Origin of the sequence: Streptomyces sp. NPDC016459, from assembly GCF_040632845.1 — a bacterium.
In the GTDB taxonomy this organism is placed as follows: Bacteria; Actinomycetota; Actinomycetes; order Streptomycetales; family Streptomycetaceae; genus Streptomyces.
This window is the reverse complement of sequence record NZ_JBEYCR010000007.1, coordinates 35,010-55,045: the sequence shown is the minus strand read 5'-3', so window position 1 is coordinate 55,045 and position 20,036 is coordinate 35,010. Positions and strand designations below refer to the sequence as shown.

The following is a 20,036-nucleotide window of genomic DNA, read 5'->3' as shown; positions in this document are numbered from 1 at the left end:
GTGGCTGGTCCGACTCCACCTGCCCGGATGCCGAGCAAGCCCTCGCGGGCCACCGACAACTTTCGGAGAAGACATGTCCCTGCGTACGTCCCGCATGCCTCGAGAGCCGCTCAGGCGGCGGTCCCTGACCGACGCGTCGGCCGTCACCTTCGGCTCCCTGGAGCCCGTGGCGCTGCCCGTCCTCGCCACGCCGCAGCGTCCCGGCGTCCCGCTGACCATGTGGGTGCGGAGCAACGGGGACCTCGTGCGCGAGCAGCTGCACCAGCACGGCGCGGTGCTCTTCAGAGGCTTCGACGAGGGCGCCGACGCACTGCGCCCGGTGGTGGAGGCCGTCGGAGGGGACGACGCCCTCGCCTACCAGGACGGCGCCACGCCGCGCAGCGAGCTGGGCGACGGCATCTACTCCTCCACCGAGTACCCCGCCGATCAGACCATCGAGATGCACAACGAGTCCTGCTACAGCTGGAGTTGGCCGCGTATACTCGGCTTCGCCTGCGCGCTGCCCTCGGAGACCGGCGGGCAGACCCCGCTGGCCGACTCCCGCAAGGTGCTGCGGCGGTTGCCCGCCGACCTGGTCGCCCGTCTGGAGCGGCACGGGGTGAGCTACGTGCGCAACTACTCGCCGAGCGTCGGCATCCCGTGGCGGGACGCGCTGGGTTGTGACGAGAGCGGCCTGGACGCGTACGCCGAGCGCACCAGGGTGCGGGTGGAGCGCATCGCGGAAGACCACCTGCGCACCGAGGCCGTGCGACCCGCCGTCGTGCGGCACCCCGACACCGGCGAGTGGGTCTGGTTCAACCAGGCCACCAGCTTCCACTTGAGCACCATCGGAAACGAGTTAGCCACGGAACTGCTCGGTCAGGTGGGGCCGGCACGGGTGCCCAAGACCAGCAGGGCCGGCGACGGCAGCGAGTTCACCCAGGCCGAACTCGACGCGATCCGCAGCGCTTTCGCCGAGGAGTCGACGGCCTTCGACTGGCAGCTCGGCGACGTGCTGGTCGTCGACAACCTGCTGGCGTCGCACGGCAGAGCGCCCTTCACCGGAAAGCGGGAGATCCGCGTGGCCATGGCTGCCGCTGCGGACTGGCAGGACGTGGAGGCCCGGCCCGCACAGGCCGCCACCCACGCGCAGGACAGCACCATCACACAGACGAACGGGGAGAGACGGTGAACACGGCTACCTCCACAGCGGCCGCATCGACGGCGTCCGCTCCCGCGACGGAGACCTTCCGCGCGGGACCGCACCAGCATGACGCCACCCAGGACGACACGGTGACGACACTCGTGCTCGAAGCCCCGGCCACGGTGCCGGGAGCACTGCTCGCCGTCGCGGTCGAGACCGTCACGCGGCGGCACGAGGTGCTGCGCACCGAGCTCGTGCCGTCCCCGGCGGGCGGATCGCCCACTCAGCGCGTCTTTGCCGGCCCGCTGCCCGAAGGTCTGGAGGGCATGGAGAAGCCCTGGACCGCCACCCCGACCACCGACGGCCACGTCGAACTCACTGCGTCGGCCCGGATCCTGGACGCGGAGGGTCTGGTGCTGCTCGCGGCCGAGCTGGAACGCGAGCTGGACCGCGGGCCGGCCGATGCGGGCGGTCCGGTCGCGGGACCGGACGAGGAGGCTCCCCTCCAGTACGCCGATGTCGCCGAGTGGCTGCACGACGTGCTGGCCGAGCCCGACGCGGTGGGTGCCCGCGCGAGCCAGGAGAAGGCGCACAGCGGATTCGACGACGCCGACGAGACGGTGGCGCGGGTGCGGTCGCTGGCCCCCGCACAGTCGGCGGCGAGCGCCGGTGCCACGGCGGATGTGGTACGGAAGGTCGCACTCGCGGGCCCGTACGAGGCTGCCGACACCGAGGCCGTGCTTCTCGCCGCGTGGCTGGTGGTCCTGCACCGGTTCGGCGGTGCGCAGGCACTCGCCGTCCGGGTGAGCACCGGACTGCGCGAGGTCCCGCAACTCGCTGCTTCTCTCGCACCGTTGACCACCTGGCCTGCGGTCAGGCTGGAATTCGACGCGGCACGGACTCTCGACGACGTGGTGTCCGAGGTGCGGGCGGCGCGAGCCGCGCAGCGCGAGGGTGTCGAACTGATCAGCGATCTGTCCGCGGTGAGTGCGCCGCTCGCCTTCTCGTACCTGGAGGTGCCGGAGCGTGTGGGCGGCTGGTCCGTCCTGTCGCTCTCGGCGCGGGGCACCGGGCCAGGGTTCCGCCTCGCTGCCATGCGTCGCGGCGACCTGATCGAACTCCGCCTCGACGGCTCCTACCAGGCGGGGCTCGGCACGGAAGTGACGGGCCGGATCCTGGATGCCCTCGCCGCGGTCCTGGAGCAGGGAATGCGGGAGCCCACGACGCGGATCGGCCAGGTGGGTCTCGGTGACCCCGCCGCGCCGCCGACCGCACCCGCGACCGCCACGGCCGTCGGCTGGGGGGACGCCACCCTGACCGAACTGATCGCCCGCGCCGCCGAGCGTGCTCCGGAGGCGACCGCGGTGCGCTGCGCGGAGCGGGAGCTGTCGTACAGGCAATTCCTCTCCAAAGCCGACCGCCTGGCGGGAAGGCTCGGCACGGATCCTGAAGGCATCGTCGCGGTCGTCGTGCCGGACCCGGTCGGCCGTCTGGTCGCCCAGCTGGCCGCGCTGCGCGCCGGAGCCGCCTATCTGGTGATCGACCCGGACGACCCGGCCGAACGGATCGCCGCCCTGCTGGCCGACGCTTCCGCCCGTGTCTGCGTGGTCACGGCGGACACGGCGCCCCTGCTGGAAGGCAGTGGCACCAGCCTGGTCCTCGTCACGGAGGAGGGCGACGGCGAGCAGGACGGAGGGGACGGCCCCGCATCCGGTCAGGCCGGACAGGGCCACGAGGACGGTGCGTCCTGCGGCCCGGACGACCTCGCCTACCTGCTCTTCACGTCCGGCTCCACGGGCCGCCCCAAGCCCGTCGCCGTCACCCACCGCAACGTGGTCAACTACCTCGGCTGGCTGGCCGACGCCGGCCTGATCGGGCCGGACACGGTGCTGCCCGCGACCGCCGCGCCGGTCTTCGACGCCTCCGTCAAGCAGTTGTGGGGGCCACTGGTCCTCGGCGGCACGGTCGTGCTGCCGCCAGCCGGAGAGCGGCCCGCCGAGACCCTTGCCGCGGCACTCACCGGCACAGGGGCGGGCGCCGCTGTCACCACCGTCAACACCGTCCCCCGGCTGTGGGACGAGACGCTGCGGACCCTGGAGGCCGCCGACGACGCGACCGGCCCGCGCGAGCGGAGCCTGGACGTGCTGCTCGGTGGCGAGGCCCTGACCGCCGACCTGGTGGAGCGCACCCACCGGCTTCTGCCGGGAGCGCGTCTGTGGAACCTGTACGGGCCCTCCGAGACCACCGCCAACGCCAGCGCGGGGATCGTCACCGGCGACCGCATCAGCCTCGGCGGCCCCGTCGGCGCCACCACACTCCACGTACTGGACGAGGCGATGACACCCGTGCCGCACGGCGTGATCGGCGAGCTGTACGTCGGCGGCGCCGGGGTCGCTCGTGGATACGCGGGCCGGGGCGGGCTGACCGCCGAGCGGTTCGTGCCCGACCCGTTCTCCGGCACGAGCGGCGCCCGCCTCTACCGCACGGGCGACCTCGTCCGCATCGGCACCGACGGCCTGCCGGAGTTCTGCGGGCGGGCCGACGGTCAGCTGAAGGTGCGCGGCTACCGCGTCGAGCCCGGCGAGATCGAGGCCGTCCTGCTGCGGCACCCCGCTGTGTCCGCCGCCGTCGTCGACGCGCGCGACGACCGCCTGGCCGCCTGGCTGGTGCCGGGCTCGGACGGGCCGCCCACAGTGGCGGAGCTGCGCGAGCACTGCGCCGTCCTGCCCTCGTACCTGGTCCCGGCGATATTCGTCGCCCTGGATCGGATACCGCTGACGGCGCAGGGCAAGACCGACCGGCGCATGCTGCCGGACCCGGCGGACGGGCACCTGGAGCAGGGCGGCGAGTTCACCGCCCCGCGCACCCCGGTGGAGATGGTCGTCGCCGAGATCTGGCGCACGGTCCTCGGCGCCACCCGGGTAGGGGCCCACGACAGCTTCTTCGCGCTGGGCGGCGACTCGATCCGCGCCATGCACACCGTCGCCCGCATTCGCGAACTGATGGGAGCCGAAATCCCCCTGGGGGAGCTGCTCGGCGCGCCCACCGTCGCGGATCAGGCGAATCTGCTGCTCGCACACGACCGGGACGGCTCGGTCCGCGACTTCGCCGAGGCGTTCGCCGCCCTCGACGACACGGCCGACGAGGCCGACGCGGCCACCACCGCCGGCTCCACTGACGACGCCACCGAGGAACAGATATGAGCGATTCCGAACGTCTCGAACGAGCTCGGCGCGCCCTGGCGGCCCGCCGCCCTCAGCAGCAGTCCGAAACCTCCCGTGTGCCCCGGCGGCCGGACCCCGCACAGGTCGTCCTCTCGGAGAGCCAGCTCCAGCTGCGGACGGCACACGCCCTCGACCCCACCGGCAGCGCCTACACGGTGCCGGCCGCCCTCGACATCGAAGGCCCCCTGGACGCCGACGCGCTGTCCCGGGCCTTCGACTGGATGCTCGCCCGGCACGAAGGGCTGCGCCTGGTCACCGATGACGTACGTGGCAAGGTGCACGCCCGGCTGCTGTCCGAGGTACCCCCGCTGCGCCGCGTCGACCTGACGGGCACTCATGACGCCGACGTAGCCGCCGCCGAGCGGCGCCGGGACGAGCTGACCGAGTCCGAGTTGCGTACCCCCTTCGACCTGGACGGCGGCGGTCCGCTGGCGCGCGGCCTGCTGATCGCTCTGGCACCCGACCGCCACCGCCTCGTCGTCGCCTTCCACCACCTCGTCGTCGACGGCCTGTCGGTGAGCGTCCTCATCCAGGAACTCACCGCCGCCTACGAGGCGCTCCGCGTCGGCGGCACTCCGCCGGCCGCGCCCGACGGCCCCTCGTACACCGACTATGCCTGGTGGGAGCGGCACGGCGGGGACGCACCCGCCCGGGAGGCGTCGCTGGCCTACTGGCGGACTCAGCTCGAGGGCGCTCCGCGCGGCCTGAGCCTGCCCTTCGACCATCCGCGCCCGGACACCCCCGGTCATCTGGGCCGCCACCTGGTGCGCAGCACCGGGCCCGTTCTGCGCGTCCGCGTCGAGAAGTTCGCCGCGGGCTGCGGTGTGTCCGTCTTCGCCGTCCTGTACGGCGCCTGGCGTGCGATGCTGCACCGTGCCGCACTCACCGACGACCTGGTGATCGGTGTCCCGGTGGCCAACCGGGTACGACCCGAACTCCGCGGCACCGTCGGTCCCTTCATCAACACGCTGCCGCTGCGTAGCCGGCTGCGGGACGGCGCGACGCTGCGCGAACTGGCCCAGGAGTCGGCGAGCGCGATCGCGGACTCCCTCGATCACCAGCACGTGCTCACCACGGAGGTGACCGCGGCGGTCGGCGGCAGCACCGGATCCCCGCTGTTCGGCGCGATGTTCGCCTACCTCGGCGAGGACCGCTCCCGGCTGCGCCTGGGCGCGGCAGCCATGACGCCGGTGACCACCGAGACCGCCTCCTCCAAGACCGACGTCACGCTCAGCGTGGTCAGCCGCGGCGACGACTTCGAGTTGATGCTGGAGTACGACACCGAGGTGCTGCGCGAGTCCACCGCGGCCTCCCTGCTCGGCGCCTACATACGGCTGCTCACCGAGGGGCTCGCCGCCCCCGACCGCGACGTGCGGCTGCTGCCCGTCGCCGAACCCGGCGCACTGTCAGGGCCACTGACCGAGCCCGTGGTCGAGCACGCCCTCGACCGGGCGTTCCTGCGCTCGGCTGCCCGCCATCCCGAGCGCACCGCCCTGCACTGGCAGGGCGAGGTCATCACGTACGCGTCGCTGGCGGACCGTGTCGAAACTCTGGCGCGGCACCTGGTGGCGAACGGTGTGCGGCCGGGCGAGCGCGTGCCGCTGTACCTGGAGCGCGGGCCCGCCCAAGTGGTGGCGATCCTCGCGGTCCTGCGGGCGGGCGCTGCCTACGTTCCGCTCGACCTGCGCAACCCCGCGGACCGCATCCGGCACGTCCTGGACGACAGCGGCGGCCGCATCGTGGTCTGCGGCGAGCAGGGCGCGGCCGGCCTCGGCGATGGCCTGCGGCAGGTTTCCGTCGACGAGCACGGCCGCCCCCGCACCGACCTGGACACCACCGGGACCGAGCTGCCCGAGCGGCACCCCGGGGATGTCGCCTACGTGATCTACACCTCGGGATCCACCGGCAGCCCCAAGGGCGTCGAGGTCGCCGACTCCCAGGTCGTGCGGCTGTTCTCGTCGACCGCGCGGCGCTTCGGCTTCGGTGCCGACGACGTGTGGAGCTTCTTCCACTCGTACGCCTTCGACGTGTCCGTCTGGGAGCTGTGGGGCGCGCTGCTGCACGGCGGCAAGCTGGCCCTGGTGCCGGACGACACCGCCAGGTCACCGCAGGACCTACTCGCCTTCGTGGAGCGGCTCGGCGTCACCGTGTTCAGCCAGACGCCGACGGCGTTCAAGGGTGTGGTGGCCGCCGACACCGCCGAGGGCTCCACCCGCGAACTCGCCCTGCGGCACATCGTCTTCGGCGGCGAGCGGCTGGACGTGAACACCCTGCGGCCCTGGATCGAGGCACGCGGCGACCGCGCCCCCGTCCTGGTGAACATGTACGGCATCACCGAGACCACCGTGCACTCCACGTTCCGCGTCATCACCGCCGACGACCTGGGTGACCGCACCGGCAGCCCCATCGGTGTGCCGATCGACGACCTGTCCCTGTACGTCCTCGACGAGGGCCTCAACCCAGTTCCCCCCGGCCTGGTCGGCGAACTCCATGTCGGAGGGGCGGGTGTCACCCTCGGTTACTCCGGCAGCGGGGGGCGCACCGCCCAGCGGTTCGTGCCCGACCCGTTCTCCGGCACCCCGGGCTCTCGTCTGTACCGCAGCGGGGACCTGGCCAGGGTCACGGAGGGCGGCGAGTTCGAGTACTGGGGCCGCGCCGACGCCCAGGTGAAGATCCGCGGCTTCCGGATCGAACTGGGCGAGGTGGAAGTCGCCCTCGCCGCCCACCCGGGCGTCACGGCCGCGGTCGCCGACGTACGCGGCGAACAGCTCGTGGTGTGGCTGGTGCCGGCCGCGGGCCGGGAGCTGCCCTCGGTGCCCGAACTGCGCGAGCACGCAGCCGGACTCCTTCCGACCTACATGGTGCCCGCTGTCTTCACCGCGCTGGACAAGGTGCCCCTGACCGTCAACGGCAAGGCGGACCGGCGCGCGCTGCCCGACCCGGCGCAGGCCAGGCTCGACGCCGGGACCGAGTACACGGCGCCGCGCATCCCGCTGGAGGAGACCGTCGCCGGTGTGTGGGCCGACGTCCTCGACGTCTCGCGGGTGGGCGTGCATGACAACTTCTTCGTGCTGGGCGGCGACTCGATCCGCGCGGTGGAGATCACCGGCGCACTGCGCGCCCTCGGCCACGAGACCCGCGTGCACTCCGTGTTCCGACACCAGACCGTCGCCGAGTTCGCGGCCCACCTCGCGGAGGGAAGGTCCGAGTCCTTCGACCGGGCCGAGCCGTTCGAGATGATCAGCGCCGACGACCACGCCGCGCTGCCCGCCGACGCGGAGGACGCCTACCCGCTGACCGCCACCCAGGCGGGCATGCTCTACCACCTGCATCTGCACCCGGAAGCGGGCATCTACCACAACACCGTCAGCGTGCGGATGCGCGGCCGCCTCGACGCGGAACTGCTGCGCCGGGCCATCGCCGACACCATGGCCCGGCATCCCATCCTTCGCACCAGCATCTCCATGGACGGCTACTCCGAACCGCTGCAGATCGTGCACCGTGACGTGGAGCCGCGTATGGCCTGCTTCGACCTGTCGGGCCTCGACGCGGACGGACAGCTCGCTGAGATCGACGCGTTCGTCGCCCGCGAGCGCGTCGAGCACCTCGAACTGGAGTCCGCCCCACTGCAGCGGCTCGCCGTCCACCTGGTCGGCGACGGCGAGTTCCAGCTGACGGTCAGTGAGAACCACGCCATTCTCGACGGCTGGAGCTGGACCTCCACCCTCGCGGAGATCCTCAGCCGCCAGAGCGCGCTCCTGGACGCTGCCCCGGACTACGACAGCCGTTGGCCAGAACTTCCTCTGGCCTACGCCGACTTCGTGAAGACGGAACGTGCTGCGGCCGGTGGAACGGACACCGCCGCGGTGTGGCGGGAGCGGCTCGCCGACGCCGAGCCGCGGGCCATCGAGGACCTGCGCCCGGTCGGCACGCCCCAGGTGCGCCGCATCGAGGTCGACATCGATGCGGAGACCTCCCAGAGTCTGGCTCAGCTCGCCAAGGAGGAGGGCCTGCCCCTCAAGAGCCTCGCCGTGGGCGTGCACTTCAAGGTGCTCTCCGAGATCCTCGCCGTGACCGACCCGGTCACCGGCATGGTGATGCACGGCCGCCCCGACCTGCCCGGCGCCAAGGACCTGCGCGGCCTGTTCATCAACATGCTGCCGACCTCGGTGACGGTGCCCGGCGGCAGCTGGCGCGACCTCGCGCGGCGCGCGTTCGACGAGGAGCGCTCCCTCCTGGAGCACCGGCACACTCCGCTGATCAGCGTGCAGCAGGCACTCGGCAACGACCCCCTGTTCGACGTGGGCGTGAACTTCGTGCGCTTCCACGCGCTCGGCGAGGTCCTCGACACCGGCGTCGTCGAGCTCGTCGGCCACCATCCGGCATCCGCCGAGGACACCAACTACGCGGTGATGGCGACCTACTCGGTGCACCCGCCCGCGAACGAGCTGGGCCTGATCCTCGCCTACGACAGCGACCGGGTCTCCGACGAGCGGGCCGCCGACCTGGCGGTGATGTACGCGCAGGCGCTGCGCCGCTTCGCCGCGGACGCCGACGCCTCGCACGACGCGGCGAGCCTGCTGCCGTACGACGCCGAGGCCACGGCCCGCAGGGCCGACGGCGGCGCGCTCGACGTGCCGGCCGGAACGCTGGACGAGGCCATCGCCGCCGTCGCCCGTGCACGCCCCGGCGCGGTGGCGGTCACCGGCCCCGGTGGTGCCCTCACCTACCGCGAACTGATCGAGCGGGCCACGGCAGCAGCCGCCGGACTCGCCGCCGACGGCGTGCGCCGCGGCGATCTGGTCGCGGTGGTCGCCCGGCGCGGCGTCGACCTCGTCACCGGACTGCTGGCCGCGATGGCGGCGGGCGCCGCGTACGTGCCCGTCGATCCGGAGCTGCCCCTTGAGCGGATCGCTCACCTGATCCGCGACTCGGGCTGCCGGACCGCGCTGGCGGCGCACCTCACCGACGACGACGCCCCGGTGCTCGCGCTCCTCGCCGAGGAGAACGTCACCGTGCGCACCGTCGCCGACGCCGCCGCCACCACAGGCGCCGCTCCGCAGCGGGCTGACGGCGACGATCTCGCCTACCTGATCTACACCTCCGGGTCCACCGGCACCCCCAAGGGCGTCGGCGTCACCCACCGCAACGTCCTCGCCTACCTGCGGGCCTCCGCCACCGTGGTCGAGCCCACCGGGGAGGACGTGATCGCGGTCCGTTCCACCTTCACCTTCGACCTGTCGGTCTGGGAGCTGTTCGCGGGCCTGGTGGCCGGCGCCCGCATCGACCTCGTGCCGGGCGACGTGGCGGCCGACGCGCAGCAGCTCCACGCACACCTGCGTGCCCAGGGCGTCACCATGCTCGCCACCACGCCGACGATCGCGCAGGAGCTGGCCGCGGTGGACGGAACCCCCGACACGAATGGCGCCCCGATCGGAGTGCGGGCGCTGCTCCTCGCCGGCGAGGAGGTGGTGCCGGCCCGGTTCGCCGACTGGTTCGAGGGACCTTCCGCACGCGACTGCCGGGTCCTGAACTGGTACGGGCCAACCGAGGCCACCGTCCTGATGACCGTCGCCGAACTCACCGTCGAGGTCACCCGCAGGCAGCGCGCGCCCATCGGCGGCCCGGTGCCCGGCTCCACGATTTGGGTCCTTGACGAGCAGATGCGGCCGGTGCCGCCCGGCGCCGCCGGCGAGCTGTTCATCGGCGGCGCCCAAGTGGCGCGGGGCTACTGGCAGCGCCCCGGTCTCACCGCCGAGCGCTTCGTGCCGGACCCGTTCTCCGGCGTGCCAGGGGCGCGTCTCTACAGGACCGGCGACCGCGCCCGTCACCGGGCCGACGGTCAGCTGGAGTTCCTCGGCCGTTTCGACAACCAGATCAAACTCCGCGGCCACCGCATCGAACTCGGCGAGGTCGAGTCCGTGCTGCTCGACCACCCGGGCGTGGCCGACTGCATCGTCGTGGTGCACGGCGCCGCGGGAGCCTCGCCCCGCCTGGTCGCCTACGTGGTGCCCGAGGGGCCGGGGCTCGATCGCACGGAGCTGCGCACCCGGGCGGCCGGACGGCTGCCGAGGTACGCGCTGCCCGCGGCGATCCGCGTGATCGAACAGATCCCGCAGACCGCCAGCGGCAAGCTGGACCGGCGCCGCCTGCCCGCTCCCACGGCCGACGACTTCCTGGGCACGTCGGGCAGCACGCAGTCGGCCAGGGACGACACCGAACGGGAGCTGCTCGCGCTCTGGCACGAGCTGCTCGGCCTGGAGGGTCTCGGCATCCGCGACCACTTCTACGAGGCCGGCGGCCACTCGCTGCTCGCCACCCGGCTGCTGCTGCGCATCCGACGCCAGTTCGGGGTGTCGCTGCGGGTGCAGCAGGCCATGGCGGACTTCACCGTGGCGGGTCTTGCCGACCTGATCAGGGAGGCGTCGCCGGAGCAGGCCACGACCCCCGCCACCTCGACCCCGGAAGAAGGGCGGCGATGAAGTTCCTCGCACTCCTCGTGAGCCGTTCACGGGCGACGGTGATCGCGGCGCTGGTCGCGGGACTGGTGTCCGGCGCCGCCACCGTGGGCCTGATCGCTGTGCTCCAGCGGGTCCTGGAGCGGCTCGACGACCCGGGTGTGCGGTTGATCGCCGCCTTCGCCGCGGCGGCGCTCACGGTCCTGCTCGCCGGGGCGGTCTCCTCCGTCCTGCTGATCCGGCTGGCGCAACGCTCCATCCAGGAACTGCGGATGGAGCTGTGCCGCCGGATCCTGGACAGCGGGATGCGGCGGATCGAGAGCATCGGGCCCGCCCGGCTCCAGTCCGCCCTCACCGACGACGTACAAGTGATCACCGGCGCGGTCAGCAGCGTGCCCCTGCTGTCGATGAACGGCGCGATCGTGATCGGCGCCTTCGTCTACATCGGGGTGCTCTCGCTCAAGATGCTGCTCGGCATGGTTGTTGTGCTCGCCGTCGGCCTGGTGCTCTACCAGCTCCCGGTGCGCCGGGCAGGTGCCCATCTGCGCCGTGCCCGCGAGCACCAGGACGTCATGCACGCCCACTTGGAAAGTGTCACCCGCGGCGCCAAGGAGCTGAAGCTGGACCGCGAGCGCCGCTCCGCGGTCCTCGACGGCGGGGTCGGTGCCACCGGCAGGCTCCTGGTGCGGGATACCACCCGGGGCGTTTCCCTGTACACCGTCGCGGGCTCCTGGGGGCAGTTGCTCTTTCTCGCCTGCATCGGCATCATGCTGTTCGCCGGTCCCCGCTTCGACATCCCTGCGGACGACCTGACCGGATTCACCCTGGCCGTCATCTACATCAACACGCCGCTGGTCACCGTGCTCAACCTGATCCCGGCGATCGGCCGGGCAGGAACGGCGCTGCGCTCGCTCAACGCCCTCGACCTGGGCGACGAGAGCGGCCTGCGGGTACCCGAACCGAGTGGTGGCGAGCGGGCCGCCGGTGCGGAAGTGCGGCTGCGCGGCACGGTCTTCCACTACGACTCCGGCTCCGACGACACCGACTTCAGGGTCGGCCCGATCGACGCCGACTTCGCACCGGGCACCATCACCTGCCTGGTCGGCGGCAACGGCAGCGGCAAGACCACGCTGGCCAAGATGATCTGCGGGCTCTACCCGCCCAGCGGCGGCGAGATCAGCCTCAACGGCACGCCGGTGGTGGGGGACCGGGTCGGGGAGCTGCGGCAGAGCGTCGCCGGGGTCTTCTCCGACGTCCACCTCTTCCGCACCCTGCCGGCCCACCCGGACGCCGACGGCGAGGCCAACCGTCTGCTCGCCCAGCTCGGCATGGCGGGCAAGGTGACCGTGCGCGACGGGGAGTTCTCCACCACCGCGCTCTCCACCGGCCAGCGCAAACGCCTCGCGCTGGTCTGCGCCCTGCTCTCCGAGCGGCCCGTGCTGCTCTTCGACGAGTGGGCCGCCGACCAGGACCCGGAGTTCCGGGAGTTCTTCTACACCGAAGTCCTGCCCGCCCTGCGCAAGCAGGGCAAGACAGTCATCGCCATCACCCACGACGACCGGTTCTTCGACATCGCCGACCAGATTCTCAAGCTCGACCGGGGCAAGATCGTCGACCCGGCGGCCGTGGCGGCACCCGCCGCCTCCTGAACCCCCACAGCACCTCCCGCAGAACCTCTCACCACCGTGCGACCAGCACCTGTCCGACCCATGTCCGTACATCTTGAGGAGCACAACCATGTCCGAGGCAACCCTCTACGACGTCGTCCGCAACGACGAGGAGCAGTACTCCCTGTGGGACGCCGAGCGTGAACTCCCCGCCGGCTGGCACCGGGAGGGAACCCGCGGCACCCGTGAGGAGTGCGTCGCGCACATCGACCGGATCTGGACGGACATCCGCCCGCTCAGCGTCCGCGAGCGCCACGCCCAGCACGCATGACATCCCGGCCTGCCACCCGACCCCGCACCCTTGAGGAGAGCCCCGTGAGCCAATCCACGCTCGACTTTCTCCGCACCCATGTCACCGGCGACTTCGCCGACATCCTCGTGGACGTCCGTGCCAGCAACGGCTGCTGGCTGGTGGACGAGCGGGACGGTTCCCGCTACCTCGACATGTCGATGTTCTACGCGTCGGCTCCACTGGGCCACAACCATCCCGGTCTGCACGGCGATTCGGAGCTCGACGAGGCCCTGCTCGCCGCCTCCCGCATGAAGCCGGCCAACCCTGACTTCGGCACTGGCGAGCAGATCAGGTTCGTCACCGCGTTCATGAAGGCCCTCGCCGCAGACGACATGCCGTACGTCTTCTTCATCGACGGCGGCGCGCTCGCCGTTGAGAACGCCCTGAAGGTCGCCTTCGACTGGAAGACCCAGCACAACGCGGCGCGCGGCATCGCGGTGCGCGGATCGCGCGCCCTGCACCTGCAGCACGCCTTCCACGGCCGCACCGGCTACACCATGTCGCTGACCAATACCGACCCGTCCAAGACCCGGGACTTCCCGGTCTTCGACTGGCCGCGCATCCCGAGCCCGGCCGTGAACGACATGGACCGCTGGGACGAGCCGGACCTCCTTGACGAGGAGTTGCAGGCGCTGGCCGCCGCCGGGGCCGCCTTCCGCCGCTACCCCGACGAGATCGCCTGCTTCGTCTTCGAGCCCATCCAGGGCGAGGGGGGCGACCGTCATCTGCGCCCGCAGTTCCTGACCGCCATGGCCGAGCTGTGCCGCACCCACGACGCGCTCTTCGTCGCGGACGAGGTGCAGTCCGGCTTCGGCCTCACCGGGGACCGCTGGGCCTGCGACACCCTGGGCCTGCGGCCCGACCTGATCGCCTTCGGCAAGAAGACCCAGGTGTGCGGCGTCCTCGGCGGCCGGCGTGTCCTGGAGGTCGAGAACAACGCCTTCCGCGCATCGAGCCGCCTCAGCTCCACCTGGGGCGGCAACCTGACCGACATGGTCAGGGCCACCCGGATCCTGGAAGTCGTCGAGCGCGAGGGGCTCTTCACCGCATCCCGCACCACCGGCGCGTATCTCCTCAAGGGGTTGCGCGAACTCGCCGCCGACATTCCGGAACTCGTCAGCGCCCCGCGCGGTCGCGGCCTGATGTGCGCCATCACCCTGCCGGACCAGGAGGTGCGCAACCGGGTCCTCGCGCGGGCCTTCGACAAGCACGGGGTGATCTTCCTCGGGTCCGGTGAGCGTGAACTGCGTCTGCGGCCACCGCTGTCGGTAACGGAGGTCGAACTCGCCACCGCCCTCGAGGCGTTGCGCGATGTACTCAAGGAAGAGTCCGCAGCTGAGGAGCGATCATGAACCGAATAACCCGGCCGCACCCGCGCCCCTGGGCATCCCGTCGCCTGATCTGCCTCAGCTTCGCGGGTGGCGGCACCGTCGGATTCCGTCCCTGGGCCCGGCAGCTGCCGGTCGACATCGAGCTGCGCGCCCTGTGCTACCCGGGACGTGAATCCCGCTTCGGCGACCCGATCATCGGCGGCTGGCAGGGCCTGGTCGACGACTGCGTGACGGCTCTCCAGAACGAGGTGCGCGGACCCTACGTGCTTTATGGGCACAGCATGGGTGCGTTGGTCGCCTACGAGGCTGCCCGCGCGCTCCAGGCCCGGGGCGCTGTAGGGCCGGAGAGCCTGGTCCTTTCCGGGCACATCGCCCCGCAGCACTGGACCGGCACCCGCTCGGCCGCCCTGGCCGCCGCTCCGGACGAGGACCTGGCGTCCTGGCTCGAGGCCACGGGTGGCGCCCCGCGCGCCGTGCTCGCCGACCCGGATCTGCGGTCCCTTGCCGTCGATCTGCTGCGCATGGACATGGCTGCCTACTCCTCCTACCGGTACGAGCCGGGGGAACGGCTGCGTGCCGCCATCCACCTCTTGGTGGGGGAGGCCGAGCTGAGCCCGCTGCATGAGGGCTGGGCGGACCTGACGGACGGGCTGTACTCGCAGGAGGTCCTGCCCGGCGGGCACTTCTTCACGCCGCGTGTTTGGGGCGCGCTGCCACGCCATATGCCCGTCTTCGCCTCCGGCACTGCCGCAGGGCTGGCCAGCTGATGAGGGTGGGAGAGCCGGCACCGGAGCTCCCACCCGCCGCGGAAGTGGTGGTCGTCGGCGGTGGCGTCGTGGGCAGCAGCATCGCCTTCCACCTCACGGAGGCCATGTCCGTCCGAGCCCCACGGCTCCTTGATGCGGACATCGCGACGGGTTGGGCCGGACTCGACGAAGTCACCCCCGACCACAACGCTCTCATCGGCGCTCTCATCGGCGAGGCTCCGGGGACGGGGCGATTCCTGTACACGACCGGTTTCTCCGGTCACGGCTTCCTCCAGGGACCGGCGGCGGGCGAAGTAGTCCGCGATCTCTACCTGGGGCGCCGGCCGTTCGTCGACGTCTCGGGACTGTCGGCCGAGCGGTTCGTCCACGACACGCCACGAAGGGAACTCAATTGTGTCTGAGGATCACAGCAGTGCCCGGCCCCGGACGGGCCCCGGGCGAAGAACTCGCCTGAGAGCTCTGCTGGCTTCCTTGGCCGTCGCCGCCTCCGGGCTCGTGTTCGGCTCGTCGGCCCAGGCGTCGGCACCCGGCGAGCCCGACGTCGTCAGCCGTGCCGCTGTGATCGACGTACCCGGCGCGGAGGGCGGCACCGCCGCGCAGAAGCAGCAGGCCTTGCTCGACCACTGGACGCCGGAGCGGGTGCGCCGCGCCATCGGCGAGGAGAAGGGCGGACCGAAGGAGGCGGCCACCGGCGAGGGCACCGATCCGCGCATCACCGCCCTCGTGGACGGGCCGTACTCCACCGCCGTCGGCAAGCTCGTCTTCGAGCATGCCGACGGGAGGCCGGACCACTGCACCGCGACTGCCGTCAACAGCCATTCCGAGCTCCTCGTGCTGACGGCCGCTCACTGCCTCCACGAAGGGCCAGGCGGCACGTGGACGAAGAACGTCGTCTTCATTCCGGCGCGCCATGACGGCGACGAGCCGTTCGGCAAATTCACGGCCTGGAACGTCGCCACGTCGTCACTGTGGAGCAGCGGCACCAAGCCGGACTGGGAGCACGACTACGGCTTGGTCATCACCAACGACAACGCCAAGGGCCAGACGGTGGTCGAGGCGGTGGGCGGATACCAGATCGTGCCTGACGCCCGCACCGGCGAGAAGGTGTCGATCATGGGCTACTCAGGCCCGCCCTACGACGGAGAACACCAGGAGTTCTGCGAGGACTTGATCGAACCCACCGCGCCACCACTGAACATGTGGCAGGTGGAGTGCGCCAACATGACGCCGGGTTCCAGTGGTTCGCCCTGGCTGCTCGATTACGACTACACCACCGGATCCGGATACATCGGCGGTCTCAACAGCATCTCTGACACCCAGGGCTTCATGGCATCCCCGCGCTTCGACGCCAGGACGGGTGAGTTCGTCGCACTCGTGGAGCAGATAGCCGCCGCCCGACCTTGATTCCACGGCACACCTGGAGGTGCGACGCCATGGACGAGAGTGGATTCCGGTTGCCGTCCACCAACCCCGACGGCGGCTGGGCGCGAGCGCATACCCCGCTGCCCGCGCCCGCGCTCGACCTCAGGGCCCCGCCACCTGCGGTGAGCCGGCCTATCACCACGGTCGAGCTGCGCACCCAACGGCTCGGTTCGCTCCCGGCCGGGCGGGAGCGGGACAGCCGCGCCGGCCTGCGGCTGCTGCTGTCCGGGGTCCTGGGGGCCGCCGAGCCGGAATGCGTCGTGATCGACGACGGACCGTGCCCGTACTGCGGTGTCGTCCATGGCTGCACAGCAGCCGCAGTGGGCGGCCAAGAAACTCCCGTGCACTTCGCGTCCGTCGTGCACGGCGACCTCGCAGTCCACGCGGTGGCGGAGACCCCGGTAGGCCTTGGCCTCGCGGTTCCTGCGGGGCATGGCCGCGAGGCGCTGCTACGGGCCCGCAAGCCGGCCCGGCTGGCGGCGGGCGCCGGGTCTGTCGCCCGCGGTCCATGCGCAGAGCCGCGAACGGCCGGTGTGGCACGGGTTGTTCGGTACGTCGACACGCCCTGGCGGCCGGAGTGTGTCGTGTCTGTCGTGTGGCAAGAACACAACTGTCCTTGAGTATCCCGAACTCGCCTATTTCCCAGGAGAGTTCACAACTCCCACTCCTTGCCCGTGCGGTCGCCGATCAGTGGCCCCGCTGAAACCTGCGGCGCCGTCCATCCCGTACGGCCCGCATGCACATCACGACTGTCCGTGTCACTCCCACAGGAGGAACCTCATGCGTCGTCGACTCTCCGCTCTCGCTGTGAGCGCCGCTTCCCTCACCCTCGCGATCGGAGTTGCTGCCGCACCGGCGTCCGCCGTACCGGCCGACAAAGCGACCGTGCTCAGCAACTGGACCCAGACAAGCGCGAGCAGCTACAACGCCTGGGTCGCGGCCCGTGCCAACCAGGGTGCGTGGAGCGCGTACCAGTTCAATTGGTCCACCGACTACTGCTCCACGTCCCCCGACAACCCCTTCGGCTTCCCCTTCCAGACGTCCTGCGCACGGCACGACTTCGGCTACCGCAACTACAAGGAGGCGGGCACCTTCGACGCGAACAAAGCGCGCGTCGACAACGCCTTCTACGCGGACCTGAAGAGGGTGTGCGCGGCATACAGCAGCGCGAAGAAGACGGCGTGCGATGCGACAGCCTGGACGTACTACCAGGCGGTGGACAAGCTCGGCCGCTCCGCCGCCGTGGACAACGGGCTCGCCGCCTGATCCCTCGCGAACGTAGCGGCACATCACATCCCGCACGCGGGCGGCGGGTGACCCGACTCGGGCCACCCGCCGCCCGCGGAGCGGAGCGCCTGACAGCCGTGCCGCGGTCAGGGCGGCCCGGACCTCCGGCTCGTGTGAGCCCGCCGCGACCCGTGCCCCCGCCACCACAGAGAGAAGCGCTTCCAGGGCGAGACCTCGGCAGCCACCCCGTCGGCGAGCAGGTCGCTACCGCAAGAGGCGGTCGAGTTCACACGCCGCGTCGCGAGCGGGGCCTTCATCGTTGCCGGAGCCGGCGCGCGGACGGGCAGCGACCACGGCCTTGTCGTCACCCGCGCACGCACGGACGACGGCCGCGAGTGGGCCGCCGCCGAGTACTTCACCTCCATGGGCGGCTACCTCACCAGCCGCCCCTGACCACAAGGAATCCCATCATGCGCACCGCCAGGCCCCGGCACTACCTCATGTGCCGGCCCACCTACTTCGACGTGGTCTACTCCATCAACCCCTGGATGGACCCGGCGAAGCCCGTCGACACCCGACTGGCCATCACCCAGTGGGAGAAGCTCCGCGAGGTCTATCTGAGCCTCGGGCACACCGTCGACACGATCGACCCCCTCCCCGGCCTCCCCGACATGGTCTTCGCCGCCAACGGCGCCACGGTGATCGACGGCCGGGCGCTCGTGGCGAGGTTCCGCGACGCCCAGCGCATCGCGGAGGGCCCGGCCTACCACGACTGGCTGCGCGACAACGGATTCCCCGACCTCCGCACCGCTGCCGTGGTCAACGAGGGCGAGGGCGACTACCTGTTGGCCGGCGACTGGCTGCTCGGCGGTACGGGCTTCCGCAGCGATCCGCGCTCGCACGACGAGGCCCAGGAGTTCTTCGGCCGCCCCGTCGTCGGACTGACGCTCGTGGACCCTGACTACTACCATCTCGACACCGCGCTGACGGTGCTCGACGAGCGGACGATCGCGTACTACCCGGCAGCCTTCTCGCCGGGCAGCCTCGCCGTGCTGCGGCGGCTGTTCCCCGACGCCGTCATCGCCACGGCCGAGGACGCGGCGGTCTTCGGGCTCAACGCGACATCGGACGGCCGCAACGTGGTGCTGCCGCACAACGCCACAGGCCTGGCGAGGCAGTTGCGCTCCCGGGGCTTCCACCCCATCGGGGTGGACCTCTCGGAACTCCTCAAGGCTGGCGGCAGCGTCAAGTGCTGCACGCTGGAGCTGCGCACGGCCACCACGTAGCCCTGGCGTGCCCCGGACGGGCCCGGGGCACGCCCAGAATCGACCCTGTTCACGAGCCCTCCTGCAGCTTGAGCAACTCGTAGAACGTGGAGCTGCCACCACGCTGCACAAGCTCGTCGTAGGTGCCGGTCTCGATGATGCGGCCTGCCTCGAGGACGACGCTGCGGTCGGCGAGGCGGGCGTTGGCGAGGCGGTGCGCGATGAAGGGGGTGGCCCCGCCCAGCGGAAAGGTTCTTGAGGCGGGTGAAGATGCGGTGTTCAGCGCGGGCGTCGAGGGCAGCGGTGGGTTCGTCCATGACGAGGATCTGGTACGTGGCCTACTGCTCGGTGGCGGCGCCGTCGGCCTTCATCGCCTTGGTCTCGCTCGTGAGGATGCGTGCCGCCTTGCCTGCGTTGCGGGCGAGCTCGGGGGGCTTCTTGGCGCCGAGCAGGACTACGGCGACGATCAGCGTGATCGCGATCTCGCTGATTCCGAACGCTGCTCTCCGCTTTCTCGCCGAGCTTCTTCAGCGGGCTGGGGCCGGCGTCAGATGTTGACGCCGAAGTCGGCCGCGATGCCGGCGAGCCCGGAGGCGTATCCCTGGCCCACCGCCCTGAACTTCCACTCGGCGCCGTGCCGGTAGAGCTCGCCGAAGACCATGGCGGTCTCGGACGCGGCGTCCTCGGAGAGGTCGTAGCGGGCGAGTTCCGCTCCGCCGGCCTGGTTGACGACGCGGATGAAGGCGTTGCGGACCTGGCCGAAGCTCTGGCCACGGTTGGCCGCGTCATGGATGGAGACGGGGAAGACGATCCTCGTCACGTGGGCCGGGACCGAGGCGAGGTCGACCTTGATGGCCTCGTCGTCGCCGTCGCCCTCGCCGGTGAGGTTGTCACCGGTGTGCTCGACCGAACCGTCAGGGCTGGTCAGGTTGTTGTAGAAGACGAAGTCACGGTCGGAGTCGACCTTGCCGCCCTGGTCGAGCAGCAGGGCGCTGGCGTCCAGGTCGTAGTCGCTGCCGGTCGTCGTGCGCACGTCCCAGCCCAGGCCGACCAGGACTGCCGTCAGTCCCGGCGCTTCCTTGGTCAGCGAGACGTTGCCACCCTTGGCGAGGCTCACACCCATGTCGAATCCCTTCCGCGCCGCGCGTCGGACGCCCGCACCGAACTGTGCAGTATGGGCGCCTGTAAATCTACAATGATGTAGAAGATGCTGGAAGGGAGGACCTTGCCAGGGATATGCCGACGCCGTGTCGGTCGGCC

General features: G+C 71.3%; 12 protein-coding genes and 3 pseudogenes. 12 read left to right on the top strand and 3 right to left on the bottom strand.

Annotation, left to right across the window (positions count from 1 at the left end; genetic code table 11):
• The first annotated feature begins 73 nt into the window (after nucleotides 1-73).
• The 12 genes and pseudogenes from ABZ567_RS18835 to ddaH all read left to right on the top strand — a co-directional run bounded on the left by ABZ567_RS18835 (nucleotide 74) and on the right by ddaH (nucleotide 18,797).
• Nucleotides 74-1,171, top strand: coding sequence for a TauD/TfdA family dioxygenase (locus ABZ567_RS18835; protein ID WP_360791015.1), 1,098 nt, complete (start codon nucleotides 74-76; stop codon nucleotides 1,169-1,171).
• Complete coding sequence (locus ABZ567_RS18830) at nucleotides 1,168-4,326, top strand: amino acid adenylation domain-containing protein (RefSeq protein WP_360791012.1); 3,159 nt, start codon at nucleotides 1,168-1,170, stop codon at nucleotides 4,324-4,326. Before ABZ567_RS18835 ends, ABZ567_RS18830 begins: the two co-directional genes overlap by 4 nt.
• A complete protein-coding gene (locus tag ABZ567_RS18825) occupies nucleotides 4,323-10,829 on the top strand; it encodes an amino acid adenylation domain-containing protein (protein ID WP_360791009.1) in 6,507 nt (2,168 codons plus the stop codon). The genes ABZ567_RS18830 and ABZ567_RS18825 overlap by 4 nt, the downstream gene beginning before the upstream one ends.
• The gene (locus ABZ567_RS18820) at nucleotides 10,826-12,454 is read left to right on the top strand and encodes a cyclic peptide export ABC transporter (protein WP_360791006.1); all 1,629 of its coding nucleotides are present in this window, start codon (nucleotides 10,826-10,828) and stop codon (nucleotides 12,452-12,454) included. The genes ABZ567_RS18825 and ABZ567_RS18820 overlap by 4 nt, the downstream gene beginning before the upstream one ends.
• Before the next feature lie 88 nt (nucleotides 12,455-12,542).
• Entirely contained in the window at nucleotides 12,543-12,743 is a 201-nt protein-coding gene (locus ABZ567_RS18815; protein ID WP_360791003.1) for an MbtH family NRPS accessory protein, read from the top strand.
• A 44-nt stretch (nucleotides 12,744-12,787) separates the two neighbouring features.
• On the top strand, nucleotides 12,788-14,116 hold the full coding sequence (gene lat, locus ABZ567_RS18810; protein ID WP_360791000.1) for an L-lysine 6-transaminase: 1,329 nt from the start codon (nucleotides 12,788-12,790) through the stop codon (nucleotides 14,114-14,116).
• Nucleotides 14,113-14,862 carry an alpha/beta fold hydrolase gene (locus ABZ567_RS18805; protein WP_360790996.1) on the top strand — a complete coding sequence of 250 codons (750 nt, stop codon included), beginning with the start codon at nucleotides 14,113-14,115 and terminating at the stop codon, nucleotides 14,860-14,862. Before lat ends, ABZ567_RS18805 begins: the two co-directional genes overlap by 4 nt.
• A gap of 92 nt (nucleotides 14,863-14,954) precedes the next feature.
• Nucleotides 14,955-15,263, top strand: a pseudogene (locus ABZ567_RS18800) (FAD-dependent oxidoreductase); the annotation flags it as partial.
• 70 nt (nucleotides 15,264-15,333) lie between these two features.
• Nucleotides 15,334-16,266, top strand: coding sequence for a trypsin-like peptidase domain-containing protein (locus ABZ567_RS18795; RefSeq protein WP_360790993.1), 933 nt, complete (start codon nucleotides 15,334-15,336; stop codon nucleotides 16,264-16,266).
• 798 nt (nucleotides 16,267-17,064) lie between these two features.
• On the top strand, nucleotides 17,065-17,550 hold the full coding sequence (locus tag ABZ567_RS18790; RefSeq protein WP_360790990.1) for a phospholipase: 486 nt from the start codon (nucleotides 17,065-17,067) through the stop codon (nucleotides 17,548-17,550).
• A gap of 276 nt (nucleotides 17,551-17,826) precedes the next feature.
• A pseudogene (locus ABZ567_RS18785) lies at nucleotides 17,827-17,964 on the top strand (methionyl-tRNA formyltransferase); the annotation flags it as partial.
• A gap of 17 nt (nucleotides 17,965-17,981) precedes the next feature.
• Nucleotides 17,982-18,797, top strand: coding sequence for a dimethylargininase (gene ddaH, locus ABZ567_RS18780; protein WP_360790987.1), 816 nt, complete (start codon nucleotides 17,982-17,984; stop codon nucleotides 18,795-18,797).
• A gap of 49 nt (nucleotides 18,798-18,846) precedes the next feature.
• Here the strand turns inward: ddaH and ABZ567_RS18775 are convergent.
• The 3 genes and pseudogenes from ABZ567_RS18775 to ABZ567_RS18765 all read right to left on the bottom strand — a co-directional run.
• Nucleotides 18,847-19,102 (bottom strand): annotated as a pseudogene (locus ABZ567_RS18775) (ABC transporter ATP-binding protein); the annotation flags it as partial.
• Between the two features lie 12 nt (nucleotides 19,103-19,114).
• Nucleotides 19,115-19,228 carry a twin-arginine translocase TatA/TatE family subunit gene (locus ABZ567_RS18770; protein WP_360791680.1) on the bottom strand — a complete coding sequence of 38 codons (114 nt, stop codon included), beginning with the start codon at nucleotides 19,226-19,228 and terminating at the stop codon, nucleotides 19,115-19,117.
• Nucleotides 19,229-19,323: 95 nt separating this feature from the next.
• The gene (locus ABZ567_RS18765) at nucleotides 19,324-19,899 is read right to left on the bottom strand and encodes a TerD family protein (RefSeq protein WP_360790984.1); all 576 of its coding nucleotides are present in this window, start codon (nucleotides 19,897-19,899) and stop codon (nucleotides 19,324-19,326) included.
• Nucleotides 19,900-20,036 lie beyond the last annotated feature (137 nt).

What these genes read in the sequence shown, in the direction of transcription:
- ABZ567_RS18835 (WP_360791015.1), top strand. Translation starts at nt 74, where the DNA reads ATGTCCCTGCGTACGTCCCGCATGCCTCGAGAGCCGCTCAGGCGGCGG.
- ABZ567_RS18825 (WP_360791009.1), top strand. Translation starts at nt 4,323, where the DNA reads ATGAGCGATTCCGAACGTCTCGAACGAGCTCGGCGCGCCCTGGCGGCC.
- ABZ567_RS18820 (WP_360791006.1), top strand. Translation starts at nt 10,826, where the DNA reads ATGAAGTTCCTCGCACTCCTCGTGAGCCGTTCACGGGCGACGGTGATC.
- ABZ567_RS18815 (WP_360791003.1), top strand. Translation starts at nt 12,543, where the DNA reads ATGTCCGAGGCAACCCTCTACGACGTCGTCCGCAACGACGAGGAGCAG.
- ABZ567_RS18805 (WP_360790996.1), top strand. Translation starts at nt 14,113, where the DNA reads ATGAACCGAATAACCCGGCCGCACCCGCGCCCCTGGGCATCCCGTCGC.
- ABZ567_RS18790 (WP_360790990.1), top strand. Translation starts at nt 17,065, where the DNA reads ATGCGTCGTCGACTCTCCGCTCTCGCTGTGAGCGCCGCTTCCCTCACC.
- ddaH (WP_360790987.1), top strand. Translation starts at nt 17,982, where the DNA reads ATGCGCACCGCCAGGCCCCGGCACTACCTCATGTGCCGGCCCACCTAC.
- ABZ567_RS18765 (WP_360790984.1), bottom strand. Translation starts at nt 19,899, where the DNA reads ATGGGTGTGAGCCTCGCCAAGGGTGGCAACGTCTCGCTGACCAAGGAA.